Annotated in this window: 15 protein-coding genes; 2 read left to right on the top strand and 13 right to left on the bottom strand. The window is 59.5% G+C overall.

The window, feature by feature from the left end:
• Positions 1-225 precede the first annotated feature (225 nt).
• The 13 genes from argS to uvrA all read right to left on the bottom strand — a co-directional run bounded on the left by argS (position 226) and on the right by uvrA (position 15,163).
• Complete coding sequence (gene argS / locus FHE74_RS02125; RefSeq protein WP_139464770.1) at positions 226-1,878, bottom strand: arginine--tRNA ligase; 1,653 nt, start codon at positions 1,876-1,878, stop codon at positions 226-228.
• 103 nt (positions 1,879-1,981) lie between these two features.
• Entirely contained in the window at positions 1,982-3,313 is a 1,332-nt protein-coding gene (locus tag FHE74_RS02120; RefSeq protein WP_139464769.1) for a dihydroorotase, read from the bottom strand.
• Positions 3,314-3,372: 59 nt separating this feature from the next.
• Positions 3,373-4,305: an aspartate carbamoyltransferase catalytic subunit gene (locus tag FHE74_RS02115; protein ID WP_139464768.1), complete on the bottom strand. Its 933-nt coding sequence runs from the start codon at positions 4,303-4,305 to the stop codon at positions 3,373-3,375.
• A gap of 20 nt (positions 4,306-4,325) precedes the next feature.
• Positions 4,326-4,901 carry a bifunctional pyr operon transcriptional regulator/uracil phosphoribosyltransferase PyrR gene (pyrR, locus tag FHE74_RS02110; protein WP_139464767.1) on the bottom strand — a complete coding sequence of 192 codons (576 nt, stop codon included), beginning with the start codon at positions 4,899-4,901 and terminating at the stop codon, positions 4,326-4,328.
• Between the two features lie 137 nt (positions 4,902-5,038).
• Entirely contained in the window at positions 5,039-5,518 is a 480-nt protein-coding gene (locus tag FHE74_RS02105) for an arginine repressor (protein WP_139464766.1), read from the bottom strand.
• Between the two features lie 146 nt (positions 5,519-5,664).
• Positions 5,665-8,181: a phenylalanine--tRNA ligase subunit beta gene (gene pheT / locus FHE74_RS02100; RefSeq protein ID WP_139464765.1), complete on the bottom strand. Its 2,517-nt coding sequence runs from the start codon at positions 8,179-8,181 to the stop codon at positions 5,665-5,667.
• Positions 8,182-8,199: 18 nt separating this feature from the next.
• The gene (gene pheS / locus FHE74_RS02095) at positions 8,200-9,261 is read right to left on the bottom strand and encodes a phenylalanine--tRNA ligase subunit alpha (RefSeq protein ID WP_139464764.1); all 1,062 of its coding nucleotides are present in this window, start codon (positions 9,259-9,261) and stop codon (positions 8,200-8,202) included.
• Positions 9,262-9,347: 86 nt separating this feature from the next.
• A complete protein-coding gene (locus FHE74_RS02090) occupies positions 9,348-10,157 on the bottom strand; it encodes a TrmH family RNA methyltransferase (protein WP_139464763.1) in 810 nt (269 codons plus the stop codon).
• A 111-nt stretch (positions 10,158-10,268) separates the two neighbouring features.
• Positions 10,269-10,658 (bottom strand): TM2 domain-containing protein, encoded by a 390-nt coding sequence (locus FHE74_RS02085; RefSeq protein ID WP_139464762.1) that lies wholly within the window; start codon positions 10,656-10,658, stop codon positions 10,269-10,271.
• 151 nt (positions 10,659-10,809) lie between these two features.
• Positions 10,810-11,193 carry a 50S ribosomal protein L20 gene (gene rplT / locus FHE74_RS02080; RefSeq protein ID WP_139464761.1) on the bottom strand — a complete coding sequence of 128 codons (384 nt, stop codon included), beginning with the start codon at positions 11,191-11,193 and terminating at the stop codon, positions 10,810-10,812.
• 58 nt (positions 11,194-11,251) lie between these two features.
• Positions 11,252-11,446, bottom strand: a complete 195-nt coding sequence (gene rpmI / locus FHE74_RS02075; RefSeq protein WP_139464760.1) for a 50S ribosomal protein L35 — start codon at positions 11,444-11,446, stop codon at positions 11,252-11,254.
• 45 nt (positions 11,447-11,491) lie between these two features.
• A complete protein-coding gene (infC, locus tag FHE74_RS02070; protein WP_139464759.1) occupies positions 11,492-12,013 on the bottom strand; it encodes a translation initiation factor IF-3 in 522 nt (173 codons plus the stop codon).
• A 300-nt stretch (positions 12,014-12,313) separates the two neighbouring features.
• A complete protein-coding gene (gene uvrA, locus FHE74_RS02065) occupies positions 12,314-15,163 on the bottom strand; it encodes an excinuclease ABC subunit UvrA (protein ID WP_139464758.1) in 2,850 nt (949 codons plus the stop codon).
• 124 nt (positions 15,164-15,287) lie between these two features.
• Between uvrA and FHE74_RS02060 the strand changes: the two genes are divergently transcribed.
• Both FHE74_RS02060 and FHE74_RS02055 read left to right on the top strand, forming a co-directional pair.
• Positions 15,288-15,896 (top strand): MBL fold metallo-hydrolase, encoded by a 609-nt coding sequence (locus FHE74_RS02060; RefSeq protein WP_139464757.1) that lies wholly within the window; start codon positions 15,288-15,290, stop codon positions 15,894-15,896.
• A gap of 68 nt (positions 15,897-15,964) precedes the next feature.
• The gene (locus FHE74_RS02055; protein ID WP_139464756.1) at positions 15,965-16,960 is read left to right on the top strand and encodes a DoxX family protein; all 996 of its coding nucleotides are present in this window, start codon (positions 15,965-15,967) and stop codon (positions 16,958-16,960) included.
• Positions 16,961-16,991 lie beyond the last annotated feature (31 nt).

The raw sequence follows: 16,991 nt of genomic DNA, 5'->3' as shown, positions 1-16,991 counted from the left end.
TCCACCGGCCGAACGGTCATTTCCAGGCATGCAAATATTCCACTTCGGGCAACTTACTAACCCCAAGTGGATTTTGTGAGATGGTGCACAGTGCGCGATCCAAGCGTTCCATCCCACTTCAAAAACCGCCCCGCGCTCATTCTTCTGTTCCCACGACGACGGTCCTCAAAAAAAGAAAACCCGCTGGCCAGGAGGCCAACGGGTACAGATGAAGCGAAGTACGCGTTACATCTTTTCGGGGGCAGACACACCGATCAGGTTCAACGCATTGCGCAGGACCTGGCGCGTCGCCAGTGCCAAGGCGAGGCGAGCCACGTGGATCGGGGCCACGTCTTCGTCCGACTTAGGCAGGATCGGGCAGTTGTCGTAGAACTTGTGGAACGACGCAGCCAGAGTCTCTGCATAACGGGCGATGCGGTGCGGCTCCCGCAGGTCAGCCGCAGTCTTCACCACTCCCGGGAAGTCTCCGAGGGTCCTGATTAGGTCGCCCTCAGTCTCGTGCGTGAGCAGCGAGGTGTCTGGGTTCTCGGCCGAGATGCCCAGTTCCTCCGCCTTACGTGCCAGCGAGCACAAACGGGCGTGACCATACTGCACGTAGAACACGGGGTTATCTGAGGACTGCTTAGCCCACAGCTCCATGTCAATATCCAGGGACGTATCCACAGAGGAACGAAGCAACGAGTAGCGCGCAGCGTCGACGCCCAGCGCCTCGACGAGGTCCTCAAGCGTGACGACGGTTCCCTTTCGCTTGGACATACGAACGGCCTCGCCGTCGCGGACCAAGTTCACCATCTGACCGATCAGCACCTCCAGCTGGTCCGGGTCGTACCCCAGGGTTCCAGCGGCGGCCTTCAGACGGGTGACATAACCGTGGTGATCGGCACCCAACATGTAGATGAGGAGGTTGTGCCCACGCTCAAACTTGTCGACGGCGTAGGCGAGGTCGCCAGCAATGTACGCGTGGTTGCCATCAGACTTGATGACGACGCGGTCCTTTTCATCGCCGTATTTAGTCGTCCGCAGCCACCAGGCCCCGTCCTCGGGGTAAAGGTTGCCGCTCTCCTTCAAGTAATCGATGGCCTTTTCCACGGCTCCCGCCTCGAAGAGCGAGTTCTCGTGGTAGTAGACGTCAAACTCGGTGCCGAAGTCAGACAGCGACTTCTTGATCCGGTCGAACATCATGTTGACGCCGAGCTCGCGGAAGATCTCCTGACGCTCTGCCGGATCCTTGTCCACTACTCCGGGTGACTGCTCTACGACGGCCTGAGCGATTTCATGAATGTACTCTCCGCCGTACCCATCCTCCGGAGTGGGCTCGTTCAACGCGGAGGCAACAAGGGAGCGCGCGAAGCGATCGATCTGCTCACCGTGGTCGTTGAAGTAGTACTCACGGGTAACCTTGGCGCCGTTGGCCTCGAGAACCCGACCCAAGGAATCGCCAACAGCTGCCCAGCGGGTGCCACCAAGGTGAATCGGGCCAGTGGGGTTAGCAGAAACGAACTCCAGGTTCACGGACAGATCCTGGTAACGAGTGTTCCGTCCGAACTTCTCCCCCTGTTCCAGGATCGTCTGGACGATCTCACCCTGGGCTGCTGCAGCCAGGCGAATGTTGAGGAATCCAGGACCCGCAATCTCCGCCTGGGAAATGGCAGCATCCTCTTGGAGCAGATCGGCAATCCACTGTGCCAGATCTCGCGGAGCCACCCCGGCCTGCTTAGCGATACGCAGGGCGATGTTCGTCGAGTAGTCACCGTGCTCCGGATTGCGCGGACGCTCGACGACGACGGTATCGGGGATGAGGCTGGCATCGAGCTCGTGGACCTCGAATGCACGCTTCACCGCGCGAACAATTAACTCTGATAGCTCTGAAGGGGTCATAGTTAATTACCTTACTCTCTCGGGTTTTGCGATATTGCGTGGAATAGAAAAACTGCCTCCTCGAGGAAACCCCAGGAAGCAGTTCACGCGGAGACGATTCGGCCTATTGCTCGTTAAAGGTGACCTTGCCTCGCAGGATGGTGGCGGCTACGCGGGTGTGGAACTCCATTCCCTCGAAAGGAAGGTTGTTGGCCGGCGATTCCACATCCTCAGCCTTAGCAGTCCACGTGCAGTCCTCGTCCACCAGAGTCAGGTTGGCCGGCTCACCCTCGGCAATGGGCCGGCCGTGGCCCGGAAGCTGGGTAATCTCAGCAGGCTGCTCGGACATGACCTTGGCCACAAAGCGCCAGTCGGCCTTACCAGACTTGACGAAGGTGTCCGCGATGATTGCCAGGGACGTCTCCAGCCCAAGCATGCCAGGGTTAGCGTGCTCAAACTCGCAGGCCTTGAACTCGTCCGCATGCGGAGCATGGTCGGTGGCAACTGCCTGAATAGTGCCGTCCAAAAGCGCCTCGCGAAGCGCGTCGACGTCACTCTGCTCACGCAACGGCGGGTTGACACGGTTGACGGCATCATAGGTTCGCAGGCGCTCGTCGGTCAGCAACAGGTGATGGGGCGTGACCTCGGCCGTCACCTTGATTCCCTGGCTCTTTGCCCAACGCAGCAGCTCGACGCTACCCGCGGTGGAGATGTGGCAGAAGTGGATGCGAGCTCCGTAGTCGCGGGCGATCAAGATGTCGCGGGCTACGATCGACTCCTCTGCAGCGCGCGGCCATCCCTCGAGGCCGAGCTCGGATGCAACCGGGCCCTCGTGGGCAACAGACTTGGCGGTGAGGGTACCTTCCTGGGCGTGCTGAGCGAGCAGAACGTCCACACCGCGAGCGTACTCGGCGGCACGACGCATGAGGGCGGCGTTCTGGACACACTTGCCGTCATCCGAGAACATGCGCACTGCAGCGTCAGACTGCTTCATCATGCTGAATTCGGTGATGTGCTCACCTTCCAGACCGCGGGTGATGGCGCCCACGGCATGCACGTCGCACAGGCCGACCTTTTGTCCCTTGTTCCAGATTGCTTCGGCAAGAGTCGGCTCGTCGGTGACCGGGGTGTTGTTGGCCATGGTGAACACGGCGGTGAATCCGCCCCGAGCCGCGGCACGGGAGCCAGACTCGATGGTCTCAGCTTCCTCGTTGCCAGGCTCACGCAAGTGAACATGCATATCCACGAGGCCGGGGAGCAAAACGCGGCCCTTGCCATCGATCTCGCGATCTGCGGAAGTGTCCTCCGCAGCATCAAGGGAGGCGATGACACCGTCTTGAACGAGGACGTTGCGAGCCTCGCCCTCGCCGTATGGGCGCACGTTGCGGATAAGCAGGCTGCCCTCTCCCGGGTCGGAAAGCGGACCAGTGGCCGGGAAGTTCTTATCAGAGGTCATGGTGATGGATGCTCCTTCGAGAGTAAGTGATGCTTGGTTATTCAATGCAGGGTGAAGTACTAGCTATCCTCACCAACGAGAGTGGCAAAGAGCACCGCCATACGGGACAGGATGCCGTTGTGTACCTGTTCCAAGATCACCGAGTTCGGAGCATCTGCAACGGGGTAGTCGATCTCAACACCGCGGTTCATGGGCCCCGGGTGCATGACCAGCGACTGCTTGCTGAGCTTGGCGTGACGCTCCTTGGTCAGGCCGAACAGCGAGGTGTATTCACGCAGGGACGGGAAGTAGCCACCGTTCATGCGCTCTTTCTGGATGCGCAGCATCATGACCACATCGGCGTCGCTGAGTTCGGCGTCGAAGTTGTGGGAGATACGAGAAGGCCAGGTCTCTGCGCCCACCGGAATCAGGGTCGGCGGAGCAACAAGCACGACCTCAGCGCCCAGGGTGGTAAGCATCTGGACATTGGAGCGCACCACGCGGGAGTGCTTACAGTCGCCGACGATGAGGACCTTCTTGCCGGCCATATCGCCAAGGTGGCGAGTCATCGTAACGGCGTCCAGGAGAGCCTGCGTCGGATGCTGGTGGGCACCGTCACCACCGTTGATAACGGACGGGCCGTCACCGTTCGGTGCTACCCAGCGAGCGAGCTGATCCGGAGCACCAGACAGCGGGTGGCGGATAACGATTGCGTCCGCGCCCAGAGCCTTCAGGGTCAGGCCAGTATCGCGCAGGGACTCACCCTTCTGAACCGAAGAAGACGAGGCAGAGACGTTCATTGTGTCGGCACTGAGCATTTTTGCTGCACGCTCGAAGGACACACGCGTACGAGTGGAGTTCTCGTAGAAGAGGGTCACAACCGTGCGCCCGCGCAGCGTCGGCAGCTTTTGGATCTCGCGGCCCTCGAGGGCGGAGCGGAAGTTCTCCGACTCCGTAATCAGGTAGTTGATCTCGTCCTTGGACAGACGAGAGGCGTCGATAAAGTGCTTCATTTTCTGTGCTTCTCCCCTAGTTAGTTCTGTACAGCTGCGCGCGTGAGCAGGACACGATCTTGTCCGTCGAGTTCGGTGAGCTCAACATCAATGTCCTCGTTGATGTTGGTGGGAACGGACTTACCGATGTAGTCAGCCTTGATCGGCAAGCGACGGTGCCCGCGGTCAACGAGGGCAGCGAGCTGGATGATGTTGGGGCGGCCAAGGTCACGCAGCGCGTCGAACGCGGCGCGGATAGTACGGCCAGAGAAAAGCACGTCATCTACGAGAATGACAGCAGCTTTATCGATTCCCGTCTTAGGAATCTGAGTGGGGCGGAGTGCCCGGTGCGGGGTATTGCGCAGATCGTCGCGGTACAGCGTCACATCAAGTGCGCCGCATTCGATCTTCTCCCCCGAGAATTCTTCGATCTTTCGAGCCAGGCGCTGCGCCAAAGGGACGCCACCCGACGGGATACCCAGCAATACGACTGGTTCCGCGTCGGCAGAGCCGATTGCTCGGTTTTCAATGATCTGGTGCGCGATGCGCGCTACGGTGCGGTCCACGTCGTCAGCATTCAAAAGCTCGACCTGACCGGCGGTGCCGTTTTCGCTCATCGTGACCTCCTTCCCCGCCTCACTGGACGGCTTGTTAAAGGATGTTGCACTTATCTGAAGTTATTGGGCCTGGGGGTTCGTACCCCACACGTGGCTCGGGCTCAGACTAACAGAGCGAAAATAAGTGAGCAACCGCTTTAGGCCTGTGCCGCGCGCATCCTTTCTACAAGGTCCTTGCCGGAAAGGGGTTCCCGCGCCAGGACAAAAATTGTGTCGTCACCCGCGATACAACCGACGATCTCTTCCATTTCCACACGATCGACATAGCTGGCCAAGAACTGTCCCGCCCCCGGAGGAGTGCGCAACACGGCTATCGGTCCGGAGTGATCGATAGCCACGACAAGCTCGTCGATCATCCGACGAAGCTTGTCAAACGCGGCGCTTGACTCCTCGCCGTAGATGTCTTTGATGCCGCTGACAACATAGAAAGAACTGCCCTCAGCCGAACGAACCTTGCGAGCGCCTAGCTCATCTAAGTCTCGGGATAGTGTCGCCTGCGTAGTCGCGATCCCCTCCTCTTCTTCCAAGAGTCTCGAAAGTTGGGCTTGGGAGGTAACTCGGGTACGTCGCAAGATCTCAATGATCTTGCCATGACGAGCAGATCGCGAACTTATCACTTTTCAAATCCTTCGATACCAGGACAGGCGAACGGAACGATACTTAGAGATGAAAAACCTATGCCCTGAGATTACTCCTGCAGGCAGGCGCTTCTCGGGCCAAGGTGAGCGACGGCGTCTTTAACCCGAGACACGTAAACCGTCTTTTAGGCACGCATTTCAGCGCCGAGCTCAACCCTCGCCTTCTCAGCGGCAGCAAGCCGACGCTCACTGGCCTCCTCGTCTGTCAGCGTGCGATCGTGGGCACGGAAAATCAACTGCAAAGCCACCGACTTCTTGCCCTCGACCAGCTGGGCACCGCGGAATACGTCGAATACCTGCACTTCTTCCAACAGATCGCCGGCTGCATTGGCAACCACAGAGCGCACCTGTTCGACCGGAGTAGATTCATCGACAACCAATGCCAAATCCTGATGCAGCGCAGGGTAAGCACTCAGAATGGGAGCAGGCATTGGCTCGGTTACCTCAACTGCGCTGAGGTTTAGCTCCATCGCACAGGTTCGTTCCGGCAGGCCAAGCTTCTCCAGAACCTCCGGATGCAGCTCTCCGGCATAGCCGACCAGCTGATTCTCGATGAAGAGCCCTGCGCAACGTCCCGGGTGCCAGGGCTTGTGCTCGGCTTGGCGCACTTCCAGATCAACTCCGGCGGCCCGGGCCACGATGCGTGCGGACTCGATCGAGTCCGCATAGGAATAAGTTCGCCCTTCGCCCCAAGGCCCGGGCCGGTCCTCGCTGCCCACGCCAACTGTGGCTACGTGCTTGTCCTGCCGAGGCAACGACTGCAGCAAGGCAGACAGCTCTGCTGCATCGGGACGAGCCGTGACATCTGGCATCGGCGTGGTAGCAGCGCCTTGGAAGGCAACCTGCTGAATTCCGAAAACGCTGAGGTCACGGCGGCCTCGGGCCACATTGCGAGACACTGCCTCGAGCATGCTCGGAAGCAAGGTCGTTCCGATCACGCTGTAGTCGGCATCCAACGGGTTCTGCACGCTGACCGCGTTGCGGCGATCATCGTCTGCATCCAAATCCCACGCATCAAAGACCTGTGGGTTCACGAACGGGGTAGGCAGAATCTCCACATAACCGTGGTAGGCCAGCGAGTGCCCGACCGCACGATCTCGACGCTGAGCAGGGGTAAGCCCCCGGCCGCCCTGCGGCGACGCCAATGCCAGCGGTACGTTATCGATGCCTTCCAGTCGCACGATCTCTTCAATGAGATCCACGTCCATTCCCAGGTCAGGGCGCCACGTGGGAGGAGTTACTGCGAGTTCCGAGCCAGTGTCTACAACTCGTGCACCGATCTCCTCTAGCCGCTTGACGACGGTCGCATAGTCGTAGTCCACACCGATCAGCTGACGTGGCCGTTGCGGATGCAGCACGATGGGCTCCGGGAGATTGGTCTCCCCTACCAAAGTTCGCGCGGAATCGGCCGAGCCGCCGGCGATGGAAACCAGCAGAGCGCAGGCATAGTCCAGAGCTGACTCGACCAGCGCCGGATCCACCCCACGCTCAAATCGACGAGAGGACTCGCTGGATAGCTTGTGACGGCGAGACGTACGAGCTACTGTTCGCGGATCCCAGATTGCTGCTTCAAAGATGACGTTCGTGGTCGAGTCGCTGACCTCGGAACGCGTTCCTCCCATCACACCGGCCAGTGATTGGATGGAGGAGTCATCGCAAATGACTACATCTTCGCTGCTGAGAGTGCGCTTGACGTGGTCGAGAGTCTCAAATATCTCGCCCTCCTGCGCCTGACGCACGTGCAAACCACCCGAGATCGCATCGGCATCGAAGGCGTGCATGGGCTGCCCCAACAAGAACATCACATAGTTGGTGACATCCGTGGCCGCATTCACTGGCCGGGCACCGCACAGCATGAGCTCGCGCTGCAACCAGAACGGGCTTTCTGCGGCCGGATCAATTCCCGATACGCGTCGCAGGCCAAAGCGCTGGACCGTGGCGTCGGTCTGAATATTGACGTCGAGTAGCGCTGCCTCAGGCTCGGGCACCACTGAAAGGTCGAGTCCTGCCACCTTCGCGTCGAGGGCAGGATCGCGGAACTGCAGGGAGTACGCACTGGCTACCTCGCGGGCCAGGCCTCGAGCAGACAATGCGTAGCCGCGGTCGGGAGTCACGTTGACATCGAAGACGGTGTCGTCGTTAGCGATGATCGGGCGTGCCTCATCACCAGGTTCAGCCTCCCCCGGAGCTAGCGTGATGATCCCGGAGGTTTGCTTCTCTGTGAAACCGAGCTCGGCAGCAGAGCACAGCATGCCTGCGGAGATGTGGTCATAGGTCTTGCGGGCAGAGATCTCGAAGCCACCAGGCAGGACAGCACCCGGCAGTGCCACAACTACGAGGTCACCTTCTGCGAAATTTCGGGCACCACAAATGATCCCCTGCGGCTCGCCCGTGCCGTTAGCCTCACCAACGTTGACCTGGCAGAAGCGAATTGGCTTTTTAAAGCCGGTGAGCTCCTCGATGTGGTCAACGCGGCCGACGACCAGCGGGCCTGTGATCTCCGGCAGTTCGCGGAATCCTTCAGTCTCGAAGCCAACGCGAACGAAAGCAGAGTCGAGCTCCTGAGCCGTGGTGTCAAAGGAAGACTGCCCGGTGTCCATGGCGCGCAGCAGGTTCGTTAGCCATTTCTGAGAGATGTACATCGCTAAATTACCTTTCCTTTACGCCTGGATGCCGAACGGCTGGGAGAAACGAATATCGCCTTCGACCATGTCTCGCATGTCAGTCAGGCCGTTGCGGAATTGCAGCGTGCGCTCTAGCCCCATACCGAAAGCAAAACCGGTGTATTCCTGCGGATCGACGCCAACTGCTCGCAAGACGTTTGGGTTGACCATTCCGCAACCACCCCACTCGATCCAGCCTGCGCCACCCTTCTTATTGGGGAACCACACGTCCACCTCAGCGCTGGGTTCAGTGAACGGGAAGTAGTTCGTGCGCATACGAGTCTTTGTCTCCGGCCCGAAAAGCACCTTTGCTAGGTGATCCAGAGTTCCCCGCAGATGGGCCATCGTGAGCCCCTTATCAACGGCAAGTCCTTCGATCTGGTGGAACACCGGGGTGTGGGTCGCATCCAGCTCATCGGTGCGGAAAACACGTCCAGGACACGCGATATACACGGGGACGTCGCGCTCCAGAAGAGTCCGTACCTGTACCGGTGAGGTATGAGTGCGCAGGACCTGCCTGGATCCCTCTTCGCCCACATGAAAGGTGTCCTGCAGCGTACGGGCTGGGTGATCGGGCTTGAAGTTCAACGCATCGAAGTTGAAGTACTCGGCCTCGATCTCCGGCCCCTCGGCAATCTCCCACCCCATGGCAACGAAGATGTCCGCGATTCGCTCTTTGAGAGTGGTAATCGGATGAAGCGCGCCAACCTGGCGACGAGTGGTTGGCTCCGTGACGTCTACAGTCTCGGCGGCGAGCTTCTCGGCGCGTTCCTTTGCTTCTAGAGCTTGAGAGACCTGTCCGTAGTGCTTCTCGACGCGTCCACGAGCCATGTTTACTGCCTTGCCAGCGTCCTTGCGCTGCTCCTTGGGTAGCGACCCCAACGACTGGCGAGCTTGAGGGATATAACCTGTCTCCCCTAGATGTTCGCGACGTGCAGCAGTCAGCTCAGCCATGCTGGTGGCGGCTGTAAAGCTGGCAATAGCAGCCTCAGCTGCTCGATTAAGGGCGTCTTCAGTCAGTTCAACATGTGGGCTCTCGGACACGCGGTCCCCCTTCATCGCTATCTATTAAGGTGCGGACATAGCTGAACTACGAGTGTAGCCCGCACCCCGCGCGAACTACCCCGCAGCCCCAACCATGCTCGTTATTCTTCGGCTTCCTGAGCTTGCGCGGATTGGTAAAGGCAGATTGCTGCTGCCGTAGCCAAGTTCAGTGATTCCGCGCGCCCACGGATGGGAATGCTCACGCGAATGTCCGCCTCATTAAGCAAATCATCGTCTAGGCCGTGGGCCTCGTTGCCAAGCAACCAGGCAGTTGGCTTAGCCAAATCGACCTGATCCAACGTGACGTCACCATCCGCCGCGGTGGCAAGGATTTGTAGACCTGCGGAGCGCAACTGCCCTAAGACTTGTTTGATATTGGGCTCCCTGGCGACAGGAATGTGGAAGAGCGAACCAGCGGAGGCCCGGGCGGCCTTGTTGGACTGGGGATCGACCGTGTTGCCAGCGAAGATGACTGCGTCTGCACCCATGGAGTCTGAGACGCGCATCAAAGTGCCAGCGTTACCAGGCTCCGAGGTCTCCACCGGAACGGTAACCAGCTGCGGCTTTCGGCCTAACGCTTTGCCAACAGTCCACAGGACCGGGCGACAAACTGCAAAGATTCCCGGCGTGGTAACTGTCTCCGAAAGGCTAGCCGCCGCTTTGTCGTCGATCGCGTGGACATACACGTCTAGGTACCCCGCAGCGGTAACGACATCGGCATAGCGCTCTGCGGCTGACTGCGTCACAAACAGGTCGGTTGCCGCACCTGTAGAGATCGCCGCATCCACGCTATTGAAACCCTCCACGAGGATTCGTCCCGCCTTCTTGCGTTCCTTTGCGCGGTGCAGCTTCGCAGCATTGACGACGCGCGGAGTGCGCTCAGTAAACGGAGACGAGAAATCCAACTTCATAGGATCAAACCTAGCAGCGCGGATGCGCCATATTGCAACAGTCCGGGACACTGCAAAACGACGAGAGACCCCGCCAAAAGCAGGGCCTCGATTTTTACGTCCGCTGTAGCCTTATAGATCCCAGGTGAGCTCTAGGCCGTTGCTGTCGTGGCTGAAGTATCCGCTGCCTAGGGCGATGAGTACCAGATCCACCAGGATCCACACTCCAACAATCGCCAAGAAGAAAAACCCGATGAGCACCAGGCTGAGAGCGAAACCGACAACCGAGCACACGAGCTGGGCAATGCCCGGCCCCTTGTTGCCCACATAGAAGTGGTGGATGCCGAAGTAACCGAGGAAGAAGCACAGCGCCAGAGCGATCAGCTTGGACTTGGGCTTGACTCCCATGGGCCCGAAGCCTGCTCCGTAATAACCCGGAGTCGGCACGGCTCCCTGCGGGGAAGCCTGCGACGCTAGCGGGTTATTGAAGTCGTACTGTCCGTGGTTACCAGGGGTGCTCATGATGTCTCCTCACATTGTTTTGTGCCAATACTAACCAAACCCATTGCGATATGGCAGAGGGCCCGGAAGATGCACTAGTTGGATTGAACGGACGTCGAAAAGCAAAAATCCCCCAACCACAGTGTGGCTGAGGGAAGTTAGCTCGACTGGCTTAGGCAGCCTTCGGAGCGTTGACGTCCTCCGGAAGTGCGGCCTTGGCAGCCTCGCAAAGAGCGGAGAAGGCAGCGAAGTCGCTGACAGCCAGCTCGGCGAGGATCTTGCGGTCAACCTCGATCTCAGCCAGGCGCAGGCCGTGGATGAGACGGTTGTAGGTGATGTCGTTCAGGCGAGCTGCAGCGTTGATGCGCTGGATCCACAGCTTGCGGAACTCGGACTTACGGGCGCGACGATCGCGGTAGGCGTAAGTCTGGGAGTGCAGCCACTGCTCCTTGGCCTTGCGGTACAGGCGGGAGCGCTGGCCGCGGTAGCCCTTAGCGGACTTGAGGATTGCGCGACGCTTCTTCTTGGCGTTAACGGAACGCTTCACACGTGCCATTGGGGTACTTCCTTAACTTCTCGTGCTGGGTGAGTCGGTTGCGGTTGAAGGCGGAAACTTACGCCTTGCCAAGGAGGCGCTTTGCGCGCTTGACGTCAGCCGGTGCAACGGCCTCGGTGCCCTTGAGGTTACGACGGCGCTTGGAGGACATTGCCTCCATGAGGTGGCGCTTGCCAGCCTGCTCACGACGAAGCTTGCCGGAACCGGTGACCTTGATGCGCTTTGCGGTGCCCTTGTGCGTCTTCTGCTTCATGGCTTAAGAATTCCTAACTCGAGCGTGGTTGTCTCTTGCGGGGTGCTACTTCTTGCCCTTGCGATTCGGTCCGAGAACCATCGTCATGTTGCGACCATCCTGCTTGGGACGGTTCTCAACGACGCCGTACTCAGCAACCTCTTCAGCCAGACGGTCGAGGAGGCGGTAGCCGAGCTCCGGACGGGACTGCTCACGACCGCGGAACATGATGGTGACCTTGACCTTGTTGCCCTTCTCCAGGAAGCGGACAACATTGCCCTTTTTGGTCTCGTAGTCGTGATCGTCGATCTTGGGGCGGAACTTCTGCTCCTTGACCACGGTCTGCTGCTGGTTCTTACGGGACTCGCGGGCCTTCTGGGCCTGCTCGTACTTGTACTTCCCGTAATCCATGATCTTGGCGACCGGCGGCTTAGCGTTCGGGGCAACCTCGACCAAGTCGAGGTCAGCCTCGTAGGCGACCTTGCGGGCATCGTCCGTGCGGACTACACCCACCTGTTCACCGGACGGACCAATGAGTCGGACTTCCGGGACTCGGATTCGCTCATTGATGCGAGCTTCAGCGCTGATGTGGACTCCTCAATTCGAAGGGCAGAACGTAGACGCTACCGCGTCGCAGGTGAGGTTATCCCCAGGCACACAAAAATCCCGCTGCCCTCCAACGAGGGGCAAGCGGGGAGATGCCACTGTCGCAGCCAAGAACTATCTTGGCCTTAACCTTAACCCCATAAACCAACCCTGTCGGCGGTATGGGGTGGGAGAATCTCCGCTTGCGACCCGAGGCAACAATTCGCTGCTACGGGTGGTAGTGCCCAAAAGGTAACACACCGGGCGCGGAGCCTCCAAATCGCCGCGCACAGACGATCCGCACTACACGAGCTCGGCCAGGAATCGTCCAGTGTGCGACTCGGCCACCTTGGCCACATCCTCCGGAGTTCCCTCTGCGACAACGGTGCCGCCGCCCGAACCACCTTCCGGCCCCATGTCCACAATCCAGTCTGCAGCCTTGATCACGTCGAGGTTGTGCTCGATAACCAGGACGGAATTTCCCTTGTCCACGAGCGATTGGATCACCGCCATGAGCTTACGAATGTCTTCAAAGTGCAGACCCGTCGTCGGCTCGTCCAGGATGTAAATAGTCCTGCCGTTGGTCCTCTTCTGCAGTTCCGAGGCGAGCTTCACACGCTGTGCCTCACCACCCGAAAGGGTCGTTGCGGATTGCCCCAGACGCACATAGCCAAGACCGACCTCTACCAATGTGTTCAGGTAACGGTGGATGGAAGTAATGGGCTCGAAGAATTCGGCAGCCTCGGAGATGGGCATGTCCAAAACTTCCGCGATGTTCTTGCCCTTATACAGCACCTCGAGGGTTTCGCGGTTGTATCGCGCTCCCCCACAAACTTCGCAGGGAACGTAGACATCTGGAAGGAAGTTCATCTCGATCTTGAGCGTGCCATCGCCTTGGCATGCTTCACAGCGGCCGCCCTTAACATTGAAGGAGAAGCGCCCCGCCTTGTAACCACGCACCTTGGCTTCCTGTGTCTCGGCAAACAACGTGCGGATTTTGTCAAACACACCCGTGTAGGTCGCCGGGTTGGAGCGCGGTGTGCGACCAATGGGTGATTGATCGATCTGGATGAGCTTGTCCAAATGCTCTACGCCGTCGACGCGCTTGGCTCGCCCCGGAACCTGGCGAGCCCGATTGAGCTTATTGGCCAACGTCTTGGCCAGGATCTGGTTGACCAACGTCGACTTACCTGAGCCAGACACCCCCGTCACGCAAGCGAGCACACCTAGTGGAATGTCGACCGTCACGTTATCCAGGTTGTTTTCTCGCGCGCCGACGATGGTCAACACCCGATCCTTGTCTATCGGGCGACGGCTGTCCGGGACACCGAGCACGCGACGTCCGGCCAAGTAGTCACCAGTGATCGACCCCTCGGCATCCACCACGCCGGCAGGATCACCCTGGTAGATGACCTGGCCGCCGAACTCACCAGCCCGCGGGCCGATGTCGACGAGGAAGTCGGATTCTCGGATCGTCTCCTCATCGTGTTCAACGACGATGAGGGTGTTTCCCAGATCCCGCAGCTTCTTCAGCGTGGAAATCAATCTCTGGTTATCACGCTGATGCAGGCCAATTGAAGGCTCATCCAAGACGTAGAGCACACCGGCCAGACCGGACCCAATCTGGGTGGCCAGTCGGATGCGCTGGGCTTCGCCACCAGAGAGTGTGCCGGCCGCGCGGTCGAGTGTGAGGTAGGTCAGCCCGACGTCAATGAGGAACTGTAGACGCGCTTGAATCTCGCGCAGCACGGCTTCAGCGATCATGGCCTCTCGGCTTCCCAGCTTGAGATCGCTCAGGAACTCCGCAGCATCTTCCACGGACAGGGCGGATAGCCCGGCGATGGAAAGTTCCCGCTGGTCTGCGCCGGCGATGCGTACGGCGAGGATCTCCGGCTTGAGCCGAGTTCCCTCACAGGTCGGACACGCTACCTGTCGGGTGTACGCCAAGAAGCGCTCCTTGGCCGATTCGGAGTCCGCCTGTTCCAGCTTGCGATCCATCCAACCCCGCACGCCCTCGTAGGGTGCAGACCAATTGCGCATGCGGCCGAAACGGTTCTTGTAACGGACAGCGACTTCTACATCGGAGCCTTCTACCAGCGCTTTCTGATGCTTCTTCGACAGCTTCGAGAATGGCGTGGTGGGATCAAAGCCAAGAGCTTGCGCAAGGCCGTCGATAAGCTTCTCAAAGTATTTCCGATTCGGGGAACTCGTCCACGGCTGCACACAATTGTTCGCGGGCGCGTCGGGGTCTGGGATCAAAAGATCTATGTCGACCTCGTTACGCGTGCCGATGCCCTCACAATCGGGACAAGCGCCATAAGGCGAGTTGAAGGAGAACGCTCGCGGCTCGTACTCGTCCAAGTCCAGCTGGTGGCCATTGGGGCAGGCCATCTTCTCGGAAAAAATCCGGTAGCGCGCTGGGTCGTCGTCATCACGGCCAACCCAGTCGATAACCACCAACCCATCGGCGAGCTTGAGCGCTGTCTCCACCGAGTCGGTCAGTCGCTGCTTCTGAGACTCTTTGACCTGCAGACGGTCAACCACCACGTCAATATCGTGCTTGATCTGCTTCTTCAACGTTGGTGGTTCTGACAGCGAGTACATCTCGCCGTCAACGATGACGCGGGCGAAACCCTCGGACGCCAGATCCTGAAAGAGGTCGACAAACTCCCCCTTGCGTGTACGCACGACGGGTGCCAGCACCTGAAACTTGGTTTTCTCCGGATTCTCCAGGACCTGGTCCACTATCTGCTGCGGAGTTTGCCGATCTATCGCGGCGTCGCAGACCGGGCAGTGAGCGGTGCCCGCCCGGGCAAAAAGGAGGCGCAGATAGTCGTAGATCTCAGTAATGGTTCCCACGGTGGACCGCGGATTACGGTTGGTGGACTTCTGGTCGATCGAAACTGCCGGAGACAAACCGTCGATATAGTCAACGTCCGGCTTATCCATCTGCCCAAGGAACATGCGGGCGTAAGAACTCAACGACTCCACATAGCGCCGTTGCCCTTCCGCAAAGATTGTGTCGAAGGCCAAGGAGGACTTTCCCGAACCCGACAGGCCGGTGAACACCACCATCTTGTCGCGCGGGAGGTCAACGTCGACTCCCTTGAGGTTGTGCTCCCGAGCTCCATGCACGGTGATGCGATCAGCCACTGATGTTTGCCTTCCTCTTCACTACTGAAGAAACCTTGTAAAGCTAGGTTCCGAACATACCAGCGAAGATGCGCACAAGCCTCCTCAGCGTGAGGAGTACGGATTGACCGCTAGGCTAAACCCCATGACCGCACAAGAAGAGCTTCAACTCAAGCACATCTCGGTATCCAGCATGGACAACAATTGCTACCTGCTCCATGATGAACATGAGGGATTGCTTATCGACGCCGCCGATAACCCGGACGATCTCCTAGCGCTCGCGGAACAAGCCGGAGTCACCATCACCGCCGTTCTGACGACACATCGTCACAATGACCACGTGCGCGCCCTACCCGAGGTGCTCAAGCGCACCGGAGCGACCCATTACGCGTCATTCTTGGATGCCCCGGCCCTTCCTGCCCCCGTTGATGTGGAGCTCGATCAGGGAGACCATATTGATTTCGCCGGGCACGAACTGCCGGTTTTCATCTTGCGGGGGCACACCCCCGGAGGCGTAGGCGTAGCCGCACGAATCGATGGAGTTCCCAACCTCTTTGTCGGGGACAGCATCTTCCCGGGTGGGCTCGGCAAGACCCACTCAGAGGGAGACTTCGTTCGCCTATTTAAGGACGCCAAGGAGCGGGTGTTCGACGTGTACCGCGACGAATCCATCATTTACCCGGGTCATGGAGATTCCACGACGATTGGGCAGGAGCGTCCGCATCTCGATGAGTGGTGGGAGCGTCGCTGGTAGAGTAGGCGCAGCGAAACAGTGAGCTGGACGGATAAAGAATGTCCTCCAGCAGAAAAGGAGCATGAGACATGATTCGCAAGATCGCCCGGCCGATGCTCGCGTCGGTCTACATCGCCGAAGGCGTGGACAACCTCAAGAACACCCAGGCCCACGTCGAAGAGACTGAGTACGTACTGAAGAAGGTGCGCACCCTCGTTCCCCCGCCGTACGACGCCCAGATCCCCGGCGATGCTCAGCTGGTCACCCGCGCCCTTGGTGGTGCGAAGGTTGGTGCCGGCTCCCTGCTCGCCCTGGGTAAGGCACCGCGCCTGTCCGCCAGCGTGCTCGCGCTGACCGCAGTTCCGACCATCATCGGCCGCCACGCTTTCTGGGAGGCCAAGGATGCAGAGGAGAAGGCTGCCAAGCGCAGCGGTTTCCTTACCAGCATCGCGCTGCTGGGCGGCCTGGGCATTACCTCCATGGATACCGCCGGCAAGCCGGGCCTGGCTTGGCGTGCGTCCCACGCAGCCAAGGTGGGCAACAAGAAGCTGCAGGCTGCTTTGCCGACGCAGTCTCAGACCGAATCCGCCCTGGATCAGGCAGGTTCCTGGATCAACGAGAAGGCTGAGCAGGCACAGGAGACCGCCAAGCAGGCTTCTGAGGCCGTCTCCTCCTACGTCGATGACAACAAGGACGACTGGAAGAAGACCGCGGCCACCGCTGCTGCAGCCGCTTCCGGTTTCATCGGCAACGCTGCTGAGCAGGGCAAGTCTTTAGCTTCCGACGTTCAGTCTGAGGCCCCGAAGTGGGCCGAGCAGGCCCGCGAGCGTTCCGCTGAGCTGCTGGATCGCGCGGACAAGAACTCTCGCGCTTGGTTGGAGCAGGCACAGAAGGACACCAAGACCGCCCGTAAGCGCGTCGTGAAGGCTGCTGGCAAGGCTCAGGACCGTGCTCAGAAGGCACAGTCCAAGCTGGAGAAGAAGGCCAACGGTCGCGGCGCCAAGAAGGCTGCCCGTAAGGCCGAGGATCTGCAGGCACGCGCAGACGCCGCTATCGGCCGCGCTAAGGCTCGCATCGAGGGCTAGTCTTAGCTCCTACTTCGAACCCCGTTTCCAT

The organism is Corynebacterium tapiri (assembly GCF_006334925.1).
Lineage (GTDB): Bacteria > Actinomycetota > Actinomycetes > Mycobacteriales > Mycobacteriaceae > Corynebacterium > Corynebacterium tapiri.
The sequence above is the reverse complement of the archived record's forward strand: the minus strand, read 5'-3'. Positions and strand labels throughout refer to the sequence as shown.